14 protein-coding genes are annotated in these 12,237 nt (G+C 72.6%); 3 read left to right on the top strand and 11 right to left on the bottom strand.

Features of this window, described 5'->3' with window-relative positions; translation table 11 throughout:
* Window positions 1-10: 10 nt before the first annotated feature.
* The 3 genes from IH54_RS0112185 to IH54_RS0112195 all read right to left on the bottom strand — a co-directional run bounded on the left by IH54_RS0112185 (window position 11) and on the right by IH54_RS0112195 (window position 3,643).
* Window positions 11-2,071, bottom strand: a complete 2,061-nt coding sequence (locus IH54_RS0112185) for an SPFH domain-containing protein (protein WP_052397339.1) — start codon at window positions 2,069-2,071, stop codon at window positions 11-13.
* 19 nt (window positions 2,072-2,090) lie between these two features.
* Window positions 2,091-2,885, bottom strand: a complete 795-nt coding sequence (locus IH54_RS0112190; RefSeq protein WP_043180638.1) for a hypothetical protein — start codon at window positions 2,883-2,885, stop codon at window positions 2,091-2,093.
* A gap of 203 nt (window positions 2,886-3,088) precedes the next feature.
* Window positions 3,089-3,643 carry a YceI family protein gene (locus IH54_RS0112195; RefSeq protein ID WP_031515842.1) on the bottom strand — a complete coding sequence of 185 codons (555 nt, stop codon included), beginning with the start codon at window positions 3,641-3,643 and terminating at the stop codon, window positions 3,089-3,091.
* Between the two features lie 103 nt (window positions 3,644-3,746).
* Between IH54_RS0112195 and IH54_RS0112200 the strand changes: the two genes are divergently transcribed.
* Window positions 3,747-4,244, top strand: a complete 498-nt coding sequence (locus IH54_RS0112200; RefSeq protein WP_031515844.1) for a MarR family winged helix-turn-helix transcriptional regulator — start codon at window positions 3,747-3,749, stop codon at window positions 4,242-4,244.
* A 24-nt stretch (window positions 4,245-4,268) separates the two neighbouring features.
* On the opposite strand, the gene IH54_RS0112205 is transcribed toward IH54_RS0112200, so the two are convergent.
* The 6 genes from IH54_RS0112205 to IH54_RS0112230 form a co-directional block, all read right to left on the bottom strand.
* Window positions 4,269-5,342 (bottom strand): PucR family transcriptional regulator, encoded by a 1,074-nt coding sequence (locus IH54_RS0112205; RefSeq protein WP_031515847.1) that lies wholly within the window; start codon window positions 5,340-5,342, stop codon window positions 4,269-4,271.
* Window positions 5,343-5,605: 263 nt separating this feature from the next.
* On the bottom strand, window positions 5,606-5,893 hold the full coding sequence (tatA, locus tag IH54_RS0112210; protein ID WP_031515849.1) for a Sec-independent protein translocase subunit TatA: 288 nt from the start codon (window positions 5,891-5,893) through the stop codon (window positions 5,606-5,608).
* A 187-nt stretch (window positions 5,894-6,080) separates the two neighbouring features.
* The gene (locus IH54_RS0112215; protein ID WP_031515851.1) at window positions 6,081-6,815 is read right to left on the bottom strand and encodes a hypothetical protein; all 735 of its coding nucleotides are present in this window, start codon (window positions 6,813-6,815) and stop codon (window positions 6,081-6,083) included.
* 48 nt (window positions 6,816-6,863) lie between these two features.
* On the bottom strand, window positions 6,864-7,385 hold the full coding sequence (locus tag IH54_RS0112220) for a SigE family RNA polymerase sigma factor (RefSeq protein ID WP_031515853.1): 522 nt from the start codon (window positions 7,383-7,385) through the stop codon (window positions 6,864-6,866).
* 72 nt (window positions 7,386-7,457) lie between these two features.
* Window positions 7,458-9,062 carry an MFS transporter gene (locus IH54_RS0112225; RefSeq protein ID WP_078862148.1) on the bottom strand — a complete coding sequence of 535 codons (1,605 nt, stop codon included), beginning with the start codon at window positions 9,060-9,062 and terminating at the stop codon, window positions 7,458-7,460.
* 109 nt (window positions 9,063-9,171) lie between these two features.
* Complete coding sequence (locus tag IH54_RS0112230) at window positions 9,172-9,723, bottom strand: MarR family transcriptional regulator (protein WP_052397340.1); 552 nt, start codon at window positions 9,721-9,723, stop codon at window positions 9,172-9,174.
* 49 nt (window positions 9,724-9,772) lie between these two features.
* On the opposite strand from IH54_RS0112230, the gene IH54_RS0112235 reads away from it, so the two are divergent.
* Entirely contained in the window at window positions 9,773-10,588 is an 816-nt protein-coding gene (locus IH54_RS0112235; protein ID WP_078862132.1) for a dienelactone hydrolase family protein, read from the top strand.
* Between the two features lie 5 nt (window positions 10,589-10,593).
* Window positions 10,594-10,863 carry a DUF6295 family protein gene (locus IH54_RS0112240; protein ID WP_031515861.1) on the top strand — a complete coding sequence of 90 codons (270 nt, stop codon included), beginning with the start codon at window positions 10,594-10,596 and terminating at the stop codon, window positions 10,861-10,863.
* An 85-nt stretch (window positions 10,864-10,948) separates the two neighbouring features.
* On the opposite strand, the gene IH54_RS0112245 is transcribed toward IH54_RS0112240, so the two are convergent.
* Both IH54_RS0112245 and IH54_RS0112250 read right to left on the bottom strand, forming a co-directional pair.
* Window positions 10,949-11,449, bottom strand: coding sequence for an SPW repeat protein (locus IH54_RS0112245; protein ID WP_052397341.1), 501 nt, complete (start codon window positions 11,447-11,449; stop codon window positions 10,949-10,951).
* Between the two features lie 158 nt (window positions 11,450-11,607).
* A complete protein-coding gene (locus IH54_RS0112250) occupies window positions 11,608-12,219 on the bottom strand; it encodes a TetR/AcrR family transcriptional regulator (protein ID WP_052397342.1) in 612 nt (203 codons plus the stop codon).
* Between the last annotated feature and the right edge of the window lie 18 nt (window positions 12,220-12,237).

Consider the following 12,237-nt stretch of genomic DNA (forward strand, 5'->3'; position numbering starts at 1 on the left):
GCCGGCCGCCTTACTTCGTCGTCGCCGGAGTCCCGTTGGCCGTGGCGGTGGCCGTGGTCAACGGGAGCTTGCCGTTCTGGAGTTGGGCGAGGAGATGCGCCAGCACCGTCGCCGCGTTGCCATTGCCGTTGCCCGTGTTCGTGCCGTTGCCCGCCGCCAGAGCGGTGAGGACCTTGGTCGCGTCGTCCGTGAAGCTGCCGGACTCGTCGAGCCAGTTCGCGCCCAAGGTGCGTACCGTCTCGGAGCTGGCGACGAAGCTGTCGACGCTGCGGCCCGCGGAGACCGCGCCCAGCAGGCGGTCGAAGAAGACGGTGTCGCCGCCGACGATCTGGATGTCGGCCTTCTCCAGGCCGGTCGCCAGCACGGTGGCCTGCGCCTCGGCGATCTGCCGCTGGGTCTCCAGGCCCGCGAGGCGGACCTCCTTCTCGGCCGCCAGCCGCAGCCGGTACTCCTCGTGGCCGCGCGAGGCCTCGTCCAGCGCGGCCATCGCCGCAGCCTTCTCGGTGAGGCCCGCGGCCTCCGCCTTGAGGCGGCCGCCGATGAGCGCGGCCTCGGCGGCGGCCTGCGCGGTGACGCCGTCCGCGTCGGCGAGCGCCTTCGCCCTGGCGCCCTCCGCCTCGGCCTTGAGGCGCGCGGCGATGCCCTGCGCCTCGGCGGCCCCGACCTTGCTGATCGCGGCCGCGCTGCGCTCCTGCACCTCGACCTCGGCGAGCCCGGCCGCGGCGGCTTCGGCGCGCAGGCCCTCGGCGAGCCGGATCTTCGCGGTGGCGTCCAGCTCGGACGCGGCCTTGCGCGCCTCGGCCATCGTCAGCGCCTCGCGGGCCTTGTGCTGCGCGGCCTGCTCGGCGGCCTCGGCCGCCTTGATGTCCTTGACGAGCTGCTCCTGCGCCTGCGCCTCGGCGGTGATGATGAGCGCCTGCCGCTCCCGCTCGGCCTCCTGCACCATCCGCAGGCCCTTGATGGACTCCTCCTGCTCGGCGACGGTCCGCTCGACGGCTATCCGCTCGCGCACGACGTCGGCGACCTCCCGGCGCTCGCCCTCGACCTCCTTCTCCTTGGAGATACGGGCGAGTTCGGTCTCCCGCTCACGCGCGATGACCTCCAGGACGCGGTCCTTCTCGATGCGCTCGTTCTCGACGGCGATGACCCGCTCGCGGTTCTTCTGCGCGACCGCGATCTCCCGGGCCTGGTTCTCCCGCTGCACCCCGAGCTGCTCCTCGGTGCGCAGGAACGCGCCCTGCGCGCCCAGCCGTTCCTCCTCCGCGACCTTCGCGGTGGCGGCCTCCTCCTTCGCCCGCAGCGTCTCGACCTCGCGGCGCTGCCGGATCTCCGCCTCGGCCTGCCGCCGCTCCAGCTCCAGGATGGTCTCCCGGGCGTCGACGTTCTGCCGGGTGATCTCCTTCTGCTCGGTGCGCTCGAACTCGTTGGTGCGGACGTGCTCGATCGCGGTCAGCTCGGTGATCTTCCTGATGCCCTGCGCGTCCAGGATGTTGGCGGGGTCGAGCTGGGTGACGGGCGTCTGCTCCAGGTAGTCGATCGCGCAGTCCTCCAGGTGGTAGCCGTTGAGGTCGGTACCGATGACCTGGATGATCTGGTCGCGGAAGTGCTCGCGGTGGGTGTAGAGGTCGACGAAGTCCAGCTGCTTGCCGACGGTCTTGAGCGCCTCGGAGAACTTGGCGCTGAAGAGCGCCTGCAACGTCTGCTGGTGGCTGGCCCGTTCGGTGCCGATCGCCTGCGCGACCTTGATGACGTCCTCCTTCGTCTTGTTGACCCGGACGAAGAAGGTGAGGTGGATGTCCGCGCGGATGTTGTCCTGGCAGATCAGGCCCTCGCGGCCGGTGCGCTGGATCTCGATGGTCTTGACGGAGATGTCCATCAGCTCGGCGTTGTGCAGCACCGGGAGGACCACGGCGCCGGTGAAGGTGACGTCCACCTGCCGGGTCCGGGAGATGATCAGCGCCCGCCCCTGCTCGACCTTGCGGAAGAGCTTGCTGATGGTGAAGAGCACTCCGACGGCGATGAGCGCGAGGACGGCGACGAGCACGCCGATCCCGATGGCAGTGGCATCCATGGCGGATCCTTCGATTCCCTCAGACGGTCGACGGGTCGGGCGACGCGCCACCCGGCACGTCGAAAGGTGCGACCCAGAAGAACTCGCCCTCGGGGTCGTAGTCGTAGAGCAGCGCTGTGCTGCCGGCGGTGAAGGCGTCGTCGCCGTGCTGCCGCACCTGGACGACGGCGGTGGAGCCGTCGGGCGCGGCGACCTCGGCCTGCCCGAACCGCCCGGTGACGCGGCCGGTGCGGATGACGCACACCCGGCCGGTGAAGTCCGCGCGGGAGGGCGGCCGCACGTCGGGGAAGAGCCGGCGCAGCGGCCGTACCAGGAGCCAGGTCGCGCACCACGAACCGACCAGCGCGGCGCCGACCACGGCTGCGTACAGCAGCGCGCGGACGGGCGCGGCCGGAACGCCCGCGGAGCGTACGGCGGCGGACCCGGCCAGGCTCAGGAACCATGCGACGGCGACGAGCAGCGACAGCACGACGGTGACGGGTACGCCGCCGAGACCGGCGGCGGCGAGCAGTCCGGCCCCTCCGCCGTGGGCGTCCCCGTGGGCGTCCCCGTGGCCGGGGTCGGTGAGGTCATGGCGCCCCCCGACGCCATGACCTCCGTGCCCCCCGATCCCCCTGTGGGCCTCCCCCAAGGCCCCGTGCTCCCCGTACCCCCCCGTTCCCCCGTGCCCACCGGCCGTGCCGTGGTGGTGCCAGGGGCCGTGCGCGTCGGCGCCGCCGACGACCACGAGCCCCCAGAACGCCACCACGGCCACCAGAGCTCCGGTGAACACCACGGTCGGAAACCCCAGGACGACGTCGGCGAACTCCCCCATGTCCCCCTCCGCCCTCCCCCGTGCGGTGCTTCCGATCCCGCGGAGATCGTCGCAGGACGGGCGCGGCACCGGCATTTCCGCTTCCCGGCAGACTTGACCGGGCGATCACGTCCGGAAGATGCGGGAACCGAACGCGAAAGGCCGCCGTCCGCGTGGTGGCGCGGACGGCGGCCTGGTGCGCCGGGAGGGCGGAAGCCCTGGGCTCAGCCCTGGGTGGCGAGGCCCGCCTCGATCTCCAGAGCGATCTTGATCTTGTCGCTGACGGCGGCCCCCGCGGCCCCGCCCGTCACGCCGAACTCGCCGCGGCTGATCTCGGTCGCGGCGGAGAAGCCGGCCACCGGGTTGCCGTCGAAACCCTTGCCGAAGCCGTTCAGCTCCAGGGTGAGCGTGACGGTCTTGGTCACGCCGTGCAGCGTCAGCTCGCCGTCGACCTCGAACAGCTCGGAGGTCTGCGGGCGGATGGCGGTGGAGGCGAAGGTCATCTCCGGGTGCGCCTCGACGTCGAGGAAGTCCGCGCCGCGCACGTGGGCGTCGCGGGTCTCGTTGTTCGTCGAGACGGAGCCGGTCTTGATCACCGCGTTGACGCTGGACTCCAGCGGGTCCTCGGCGGTGACGATGGTGCCCTCGAAGGCCGCGAAGTGGCCGCGGACCTTGGAGACACCGAGGTGCCGGACGTAGAAGGACACGTCGGAGTGCACGGCGTCGATCGTCCACGTCCCGGCGACATAGCCGTCGATCACTTCGGTCTGCGTGCTCATGGCGGAAACTCCTTGGGACGGATCATCAGAGCAGGTGGTGATTGAAACCTCAGTAACCATAACTCGCTGGTGTTGAGAGTTCAACCACCTTTATAGTGGACGTATGGACGATGTGCGATGGCTGAGCGCGGACGAGCAGGACATCTGGCGGGCCTACCTGTCCGCCAGCGTCACCCTCGCCGCGCACCTGGACCGGCAGATGCGGCAGGAGGCGGGTATGCCCATGGCGTACTACGAGATCCTGGTGCGCCTCTCGGAGGCACCGCACCGTCGCCTGCGTATGAGTGAACTCGCCGACGCGTCGCTCTCTTCCCGCAGCCGCCTCTCCCACGCGGTGGCCGCGCTGGAGCGCAACGGCTGGGTCGAGCGGCGCCCCGCGGACGGCGACCGGCGCGGGTGGGTGTGCGCGCTGACCTCCGCGGGGTTCGACGCGCTCGCCGCTGCCGCGCCGGGGCATGTCACGACCGTGCGGGAGCACCTCTTCGACGTCCTGACGCCTGAGCAGCTCGCCGTCCTCCGCCAGATCGGGCAGGCCATCACGGCGGGGCTGCAACCGGCCTGCGAGGCCGCGCGCGAGGAGGAGCCGCCCTGCGACGAGTGACCCTCCGCCCTGCCGGGCGCGGGGTCAGGTCCAGCCGAGCAGGCGCGCGCCGAGGGCCGCGGTCTCCAGGGTGTAGCGCTGGAGGGGGTCGTCCGGGTCGAAGCCGGTGAGGGCGGCGATGCGCTCCAGGCGGTAGGAGAGCGCCCGCACGCTGAGGTCGAGGCGGCGCGCCGCCTCCGCGTTGACGTAGCCGGCGGCGGAGTACGCGGAGATGGTCTCCAGCAGGGGCGCGGCCCCGCCGCGGGCGTCCCGCAGGGGGCCGAGCACGGACTGCACGAGGTCGGACATCGCGGCCCGGTCCCGCATGAGGACCGGGAATACCAGCAGGTCGGCGGCCAGCAGCACGCGCGCTTCGAGAGCGAGCCGCTCCGCGAGGTCCAGCGCGCTGAGCGCCTCCTCGTAGGAGCGCACGACGCCCGCCGCTCCGCTGTGCGGGCGACTCACCGCGACCCGGCCGCCGCTCTCCTCCGCGCCGGCCAGCTTCACGAAGGCGTCCAGCACCGGCTGCTGCCCGGTGGGGGCGACGCACACCAGCCGCCCGTCCTTCGGCGCGACGAGCGCGTCGTGGTCGCCGAAGCGGCCCGCCAGCTCGCGCTCGACGCGCCGCAGCAGCGGATGCCGCTCGTCGTACGTCCCGCCGGGCGGCGGCGCGGCCACGACCACGACGTGTCGTTCGGCGAGCCGCAGCCCGAAGCTCTCGGCCTGCTCGGCGATCCGGCCGGGGTCGCTGCGGCCGTACAGCAGGTCGTCGACGAAGGCCCGCCGCTCCGCCTCGGCGCGGCGCACCGCGTGCCGCTGGGCCCGCGCGTGGCCCTCGGCGAGCGCGTGCACGCCCGCCTCCAGCGCGGCCAGCACGGCGGCACCGGTACGGCGCAGGTCCCCGGGGTCGCGGGCGCCGGCGACGCCCGGCAGCGTGGCCCAGGCCCGGCGGGCGGCGGCCAGATGCCCGGCGGTCAGCTCGCGCAGCCCTATCCCGGCGTCGGCGGCCTGCTCCCCGAGCGCCCGGCGGCTCTCGCGCTCGGCGCGGGTCAGCGTGCGGCAGCTGAGGGAGACGTCGGCGAGGGCCTCGGAGAAGCCTGCGAGGAATTCCGCGGGCAGGCCGTGCCCGTGCGTGGGCCCGTGCCCGTGTCCGTGCGTGTGCGCACCGGCACCCGCCGTCGTGCCCGCGCCCGTCGTCACGTCCCCACCCCTGCCCGTCCCATGACCGCCGGTTGCCGTAAGCCGGACACGGAGAACCTACCAACGCTGCCGGATCCCGGAAACGCGGGGGCGCCCACCGGTTGCCGCCCCCGGACGGCACGGAACCCCGGACGGCCGCGGCCGTCCGGGGTTCCGGGGTGCTGCTTCGGTACTGCTCGGGTCTACTTCGCCGTCGTCGAGGCCTGCGGGGACGCCGCCGGGGCGGCCTCCTGCGCCGTGACGACGTCGCTGGGCGTGATGGCCTCGGGCGCCGGCGTCGCCGTGGAGGTCGGCGCGGTGCTCGCGGCGGCGCCGTCGTCCGTCTTCATGGCCTTGGCCTCGGACTTCAGGATGCGCATCGACTTGCCGAGACCGCGCGCGGCCTCAGGGAGCTTCTTGGACCCGAACAGCACGATGACGACGATCGCCACCACGATCAGGTGCCACGGCTCCAGCCCGTTTCGCAACATGGGATCCTCGTTTCGCTCAGGGTCCGACTACCTCTTACGTCGGCGCCTCGACTTCGCATTGTCACCCCTGAGCCGCGGTGAACGGCACCCGGGTACTCAAAGCATGCGCAAAAAGCGCGTGAACGGGAAGACCCTCAGGTCTGGCGCCTCGGCCGCGCATGTGCGACACGCCTTCCGCCGGCGCACGTCAGAGCTCCGGCCCGGGGACCGACGGGGGCAGCATCGCGGCGAGTTCGCGCCAGACGCCGTCGAGGGCGATGTGCACCAGCCCCGCCTGGTCCACGGGGAGGTCGCCCGGCGTTCCGCTCGTGGGGCCGCGCTCCTCGACGGCGACCGCGTAGCGGTCGGTGCGGAACCACACGGAGATGCTCGCGGCGTTGCCGAAGCCGCCCGCGGTGAACGCCGAGGTCGCGGTGATCACCAGGGTGCCGCCCTGCGCCGGGAGCACCGTGCAGGTCACGGGCGGGGTCGGGGAGGGGCACGTGCCGCGGCGGGAGTCCGGGTTGCCGACGGAGACCACGAGCTCGTAGGAGTGCACGTCCCCCTGGAAGAGGGCGTGGGCGTACGGGGCGGCGGGGTGCGCCCCCGTGCCCGGGGGCCGGCCCGTGACGCTGATGACGGGGCGGTACGGCAGCAGCGAGGACAGCGCCGTGGACATCATGCCGCCGGTCACGACAGGGCGCGTCGTCGCCGGGGACACGCCGGCCGGGCCCCCGGCGTGCGCCAGGACGGTCCCGGCCGCCGCCCCGCCCGCCGCGACGAGGACCACCGCCACCGCTCCCGCCACCATCCCTGCCGTGCGGCGGCGGCGCAGCCGGCGGCCCCGGGCATGGCCCGCCGCCACCAGCGACAGCGGGTCGTCGGGGGTGAAGGCCTCGGCGGCGTGCCGGAGCGTCGCGCCGAGGCGGTCTTCGAAGTCCATGTGCATCGGGGGTGCCCTCACAAGGCGCGGGGGAAGGTACGGGGGTGGTCAGTGCTCGACCAGGTCGGGCAGCGCGTCGCCGAGCTCGGCGCGCAGGCGGTCCAGCGCACGGGAGGCCCGGGTGCGGATCGCACCCGCGCTCGCGCCGAGTGCGGCGGCGGTCTCCTCGACGCTGCGGTCCTCCCAGTAGCGCAGCACCAGCACGGCCCGGTCCTGCGGGCTGAGCCGGCGCAGTGCGGCCAACAGCGTCAGACGCAGGGGCGCGTCGTCGCCCGCGTGTGCGGGTTGCGGCGGTGGCTCCACCGGTTCGGCCGTGGGGCGCTCCCGGCTGCTGCGGCGGCGCTGGTGGGTGAGGAAGTTCCGGACGAGCACCGTCTGCGCGTACGCGGCCGGGTTGTCGAGTCCGGCCCGGCGGCGGCTCCACACGACGTACATCCGGCCCAGCGTCTCCTGGACGAGGTCTTCCGCCAGGTGAGTGTCGCCGCCGGTCAGCAGGCATGCCGAGCGGTAGAGCGGGCCCGTGCGCGTACGGGCGAATTCGAGGTACTCCTCGGTCTGTGCTGTACGCACCGCGTGCGGCCCCCTCCGGATGAAGCGCTCACGTCATTACGACGCCTCAGCCCACCCGGTGCGTTACAGCCCTCAGCCCCGCTTCCCGCTGCCCCGCAGCAGGCTCGCCGTCGCCGCCAGCAGGCCCATCGCCGCGGCGGCGGTGAAGACGATGACGAGGCCGTGGTGGAAGGGGGCGGAGATGAGGTTCGGGAAGAACTCCTTGCCGGTGAGGACCGCGCGGTTGTGGGCCGGGAGGGTGGGCAGGACGCCGCTCGGGCCGAGGAGGGTCTGGACGGGGTTGATGCCGAGGAAGGCGGAGAAGACCGTCGAGACCGGCGGCAGCGCCGCGGCCTGCGCGGCGGTGGAGGCGGGGACGCCCTGCGCCTGGAGGCCGGAGGAGAGGGCCGCGGGGAGGCGGTCGGCGAGGCCGACGATGAGCAGCGAGAAGAAGATGCCGATGGACAGCGACATGCCGCTGTTCTGGAACGTGGACCGCATCCCGGACGCGGCCCCCCGGTGCGTGTTCGGCACGCTGCTCATGATCGCCGAGGTGTTCGGGGCCGAGAACATCCCCGAGCCCATCCCGTTGCACATGATGAGCAGCGCGAACGCCCAGTACGGGAAGGTGATCGGGAGCAGCAGCAGCCCCACGAAGCTGCTGCTGAAGAGCACGAGGCCGCCGGTGGTGAACAGCCGTACGCCGTAGCGGTCGGACAGCCAGCCGCACAGGGGTCCGGCGATCAGGAAGCCGGCGGTGAGGGGGAGCAGGAAGATGCCCGCCCACAGCGGGGCGTCCTCGAAGTCGTAGCCGTGCAGCGGCAGCCAGATGCCCTGGAGCCAGATGATGAGCATGAACTGCAGGCCGCCGCGCGCGACCGACGCGAGCAGCGAGGCGGCGTTGCCCGCGGTGAAGGCGCGGTTGCGGAAGAGCCCGAGGTTGAACATCGGCTCCGGGACGCGGGATTCGATGACGCAGAAGGCGATCAGCAGCACGCTGCCGCCGATGAGCCCGGCGAGGACCTTGGGGCTGGTCCAGCCCATGGTGTGGCCGGCGTAGGGCTGGATGCCGTAGGTGATGGAGATCAGGATGGCGCCGAGCCCGGCGGCGAAGGTGAGGTTGCCCCACCAGTCGATACGGGAGCGGGTCCGCGCCGAGGTCTCGCGCAGCGAGCGGTAGGCCCAGACGGTGCCGAGGATGCCGACGGGAACGTTGACCCAGAAGACCGCGCGCCAGTCCCACGCGGACAGCAGCCCGCCGAGGACCAGGCCGATGAACTGGCCGGACAGCGCGGAGATCTGGTTGATGCCGAGCGCCATGCCGCGCTGGTGCGCGGGGAAGGCGTCGGTGATGATCGCGGCGGAGTTGGCCATGAGCATGGAGCCGCCGAGCGCCTGCACCACGCGCCACCCGATGAGCCACAGCGCGCCGGACGGCCCGAGGAAGGGGTCGAAGGACAGCGCGACGGAGGCGAGGGTGAAGACGACGAAGCCGAGGTTGTACATCCGCACCCGGCCGACGATGTCGCCGAGCCGCCCGAGCGTGACCACCAGGACCGCGGTGACCAGCAGGTAGCCCATGATCATCCACAGCAGGTAGCTGATGTTGCCGGCCGCGAAGGGGTCGAGGTGGATGCCGCGGAAGATCGCCGGCATGGAGATGATCACGATGGAGGAGTCCACCGTGGCCATGAACATCCCGAGGCTGGTGTTGGACAGCGCGACCCATTTGTAGCGGTCGGGCCGCTCGCCGGTCGCGGTGGCGCCGCCGCTGCCGTCGCCCTCGGCGAGGTGTATGTGCGCGGGCTCAGACACGCCGGGTGATCCTCTCCAGCAGGGGGAGGGCCGCCGCGAGGGTGGCCTGTTCCTCGGGGGTGAGCTCGTCGGCGATGGCCCGGGTCAGCCGCCGGGCCTTCTCCTGCCGGGAGCCGCGCAGGCCCGCGCGCCCGGCCTCGGAGACGGTGACGACGACGCGCCGGCCGTCGCGCGGGTCGGCCTCACGGGTGACGAGGCCGCGCTCGTGCAGCCGGGCGACGATCGTGGCCATGGACTGCGGGCGGATGCCCTCGGCGGTGGCCAGTTCGGAAGCGGTCGCGGGGCCCTCGCGGTCCAGCCGGACCAGGGCCGAGGTCTGCGAGAGGGTCAGCTCGTCGCCGGGCCTGAACTGCCGCAGCCGCCGCACGAGCGGGCCGAGGGCGGCCCGCAGGTCGGCGGCGAGCCGGGCGGGGGTGCCGGGCCCGCCGGGAGGCTCGGCTTCGGCGGGGGCTTCGCCGGGGGCCCCGGCTGGCAGGGGTTCCCGGTCCGCGGGAGGGGGGCCCGCCGCGTCCTGGTGCGTGTCCGAGCTGCCGCTGGGCTCCATGACTATCAGTATAAACTGTTCAGTCTGTCCTTATGGTAGAGATGGCGCCATGACTGAAGCCTCTGCTTCCTCCGCTCACCCGGCCTACCCAGCCGACTTCCCGGACACCTCCGCCGGGTCCCTCTTCGCCACCACGACCACGGTCGCCGGCCACGGCGGCGACGAGATCGAGGCGTATCTCGCCCGCCCCGCGGGCACCCGCAGCCGCGGCGGCGTCGTCGTCATCCACCACCTTCCCGGCTACGACCGCGGCACCAAGGAGTTCGTGCGCCGCTTCGCCGAGATGGGCTACGACGCGATCTGCCCCAACCTCTTCCACCGCGAGGCCCCCGGCGCCGCCCCCGACGACGCGGCGGCCGTGGGCCGCGCGGCCGGCGGGGTCCCCGACGAGCGGCTGGTCGGCGACGTGGCCGGCGCCGCCGCGTACCTGCGCGCGCTGCCGTACGCCAACGGCCGGACCGGCGTCATCGGCCACTGCTCCGGCGGCCGCCAGGCGGTGCTGGCCGCGTGCCGGCTGGACGACATCGACGCGGCCGTGGACTGCTACGGCGCCTTCGTCGTCGGCGAGGTGCCGGAAGGCATGAACATGAACGTCACCCCGCTCGTCGCGGACCTGCCGAACCTGGGCGCGCCGCTGCTCGGCCTGTTCGGCAACGAGGACAAGTACCCGAGCCCGGAGCAGGTCGCCGAGCTCGGCCAGATCCTCACCGAGCACGGCAAGGACTTCGAGTTCCACACGTACGACGGCGCGGGCCACGCCTTCTTCGCCACCCACCGCCCGAGCTACGACGTGGCCGCCGCCAACGACGGCTGGTCGCGGATCGAGGCCTTCTTCGGCAAGCACCTCGCGGCGGCGGAGGGCTGAACGGCATGTGCACGTACACCACGATCAAGGACGTCGTCGACGGGAGCGCCAAGCCCGGGCCCGACGGCGGGTGGTTCCACGTCTCGGACGTGACGGTCTACTTCGACCACCCCGTGCACGCGATGGCCGAGCACACGCTCAACATCGACTTCACCGACCCCTCGCGCGGCCCGTCCGCCCGCGTCGCCCTCGAACTCACCGCGGAGTCGGCGGTGCGCCTGGTCGAGGCGATCCAGGCCGCGCTGGCGTCCGTCCCGCCGGAGATGCGGGTCTGACCCGCGGCGCGCGTACGAAAGGGGCGCGGGGAACGGCTGTTCCCCGCGCCCCTGACGGGCGCTACTGCGCTGCTGCGCTGCTGCCTCAGCGGTGGGCGCTGCGGGCTGCTGCCGCGTCGCCGCGGGCGGCGGCGCGGGAGCCGCGCTTGCTGCCGCCCAGCATGCCGAGCCCCATCGTGGCCAGCCCGAGCGCACAGGCGACGCCGCCGACGATCGCGTTGTTGACGATCGTGTGGGTGGTCGCCGCGTTGGGTCCGGCGATCGCCCACGGCGCGATGATCGTCCACACGCCGATCGCGATCGCGCACCAGCCGAGGCCCACGGTCCGCTCCAGCACGGAGCCGAAGCCCATCGCCAGCACGGCGAGTGCGATACCGGTGATCAGGTTGCTCACACGCAGGCCCTCGAACCCGGTGAAGTTCACCACCCACGGCGAGATCGCGAGGTAGAGACCGGTCAACAGGCACAGGCCCTCGATCAGCCCCGAGATCGGCTTCGCAGACGCCTCGGCGTAACGGCCGCGCAGGGCCATCAGGTCGGGATGGGTGTCGATCTGCGATGTCGAGTGAGTCGAATCGGTGGCCATTCCAGCCACCCCCTTCGCATTGCAGAGTGCAGTTCGTTTCTGCCGACGGATGTGTCCGGGTCTCCGCCCCGAAGTGCCGCATCCATAACTCAGCGTAGGCCTGGGGGGAGCGGAGTGGCCACTTATACGGGGCATACATTCAGAATGTTTTGCCCCGCTCACACACGGTGTGTCCCGGGCGACGCGCGGCTACCCTTTTCGTCCCACGACTGCGCCTCCGCGATGACCGCGGACGCCAGCCGAGCCGACCGCACGGCGATGTGCCGCGGCGGGTAGGGCCGCCCGCGCTCCAGCCACCACGCGATGGACTGCACGGACATCGCGGCGAGCACGGTCGGTACGAGGCCGGCCCCGGGGTCCTGGTCCTGCGGGGGGCGGGGCAGGTGCTCACCGACCATCGCCGCGAGCGTGGCCCGCATGCGGTCGGCGAACCACGGGCTGCCGTTCCTGCCGAGCAGGGCGCCGTAGAAGCGGTGGTAGCCGTCGATGTGCTCGTAGAAGCCGATCCAGCGCTCCAGCGGCGTGCGCTCCGCGCCGTCCTCGCCGCCGCCTTCCCCCATCGCGCCGAGCATCTCCTCGACGGCCTCGTCGAAGATCGTCTCGACGAGCTGGTACTTGTCCCGGTGGCTGCGGTAGAAGGCGGCCCGGCTGACCATCGCCCGCGCGCAGATCTCGCCGACGGTGACGCGGTCGAAGCCGCGCTCCTCGATCAGCTCGATGAGCGCGTCCCGCAGCAGCTTGCGCGTCCGCCGCACCCGTACGTTCTCCACGCCTCCCGAGGATGCCAC

It is taken from the genome of Streptomyces sp. NRRL F-5123 (genome assembly GCF_000721495.1).
Lineage (GTDB): Bacteria > Actinomycetota > Actinomycetes > Streptomycetales > Streptomycetaceae > Actinacidiphila.

Excerpts from the sequence above, each read along its gene's own strand:
- IH54_RS0112230 (WP_052397340.1), bottom strand. The coding sequence starts at position 9,723 with ATGGAGCCCAGCGGCAGCTCGGACACGCACCAGGACGCGGCGGGCCCC.
- IH54_RS0112240 (WP_031515861.1), top strand. The coding sequence starts at position 10,594 with ATGTGCACGTACACCACGATCAAGGACGTCGTCGACGGGAGCGCCAAG.
- IH54_RS0112225 (WP_078862148.1), bottom strand. The coding sequence starts at position 9,062 with ATGTTCATGGCCACGGTGGACTCCTCCATCGTGATCATCTCCATGCCG.
- IH54_RS0112185 (WP_052397339.1), bottom strand. The coding sequence starts at position 2,071 with ATGGATGCCACTGCCATCGGGATCGGCGTGCTCGTCGCCGTCCTCGCG.
- IH54_RS0112190 (WP_043180638.1), bottom strand. The coding sequence starts at position 2,885 with ATGGGGGAGTTCGCCGACGTCGTCCTGGGGTTTCCGACCGTGGTGTTC.
- IH54_RS0112235 (WP_078862132.1), top strand. The coding sequence starts at position 9,773 with ATGACTGAAGCCTCTGCTTCCTCCGCTCACCCGGCCTACCCAGCCGAC.
- IH54_RS0112215 (WP_031515851.1), bottom strand. The coding sequence starts at position 6,815 with ATGGACTTCGAAGACCGCCTCGGCGCGACGCTCCGGCACGCCGCCGAG.
- IH54_RS0112195 (WP_031515842.1), bottom strand. The coding sequence starts at position 3,643 with ATGAGCACGCAGACCGAAGTGATCGACGGCTATGTCGCCGGGACGTGG.
- IH54_RS0112245 (WP_052397341.1), bottom strand. The coding sequence starts at position 11,449 with ATGGCCACCGATTCGACTCACTCGACATCGCAGATCGACACCCATCCC.
- IH54_RS0112200 (WP_031515844.1), top strand. The coding sequence starts at position 3,747 with ATGGACGATGTGCGATGGCTGAGCGCGGACGAGCAGGACATCTGGCGG.
- tatA (WP_031515849.1), bottom strand. The coding sequence starts at position 5,893 with ATGTTGCGAAACGGGCTGGAGCCGTGGCACCTGATCGTGGTGGCGATC.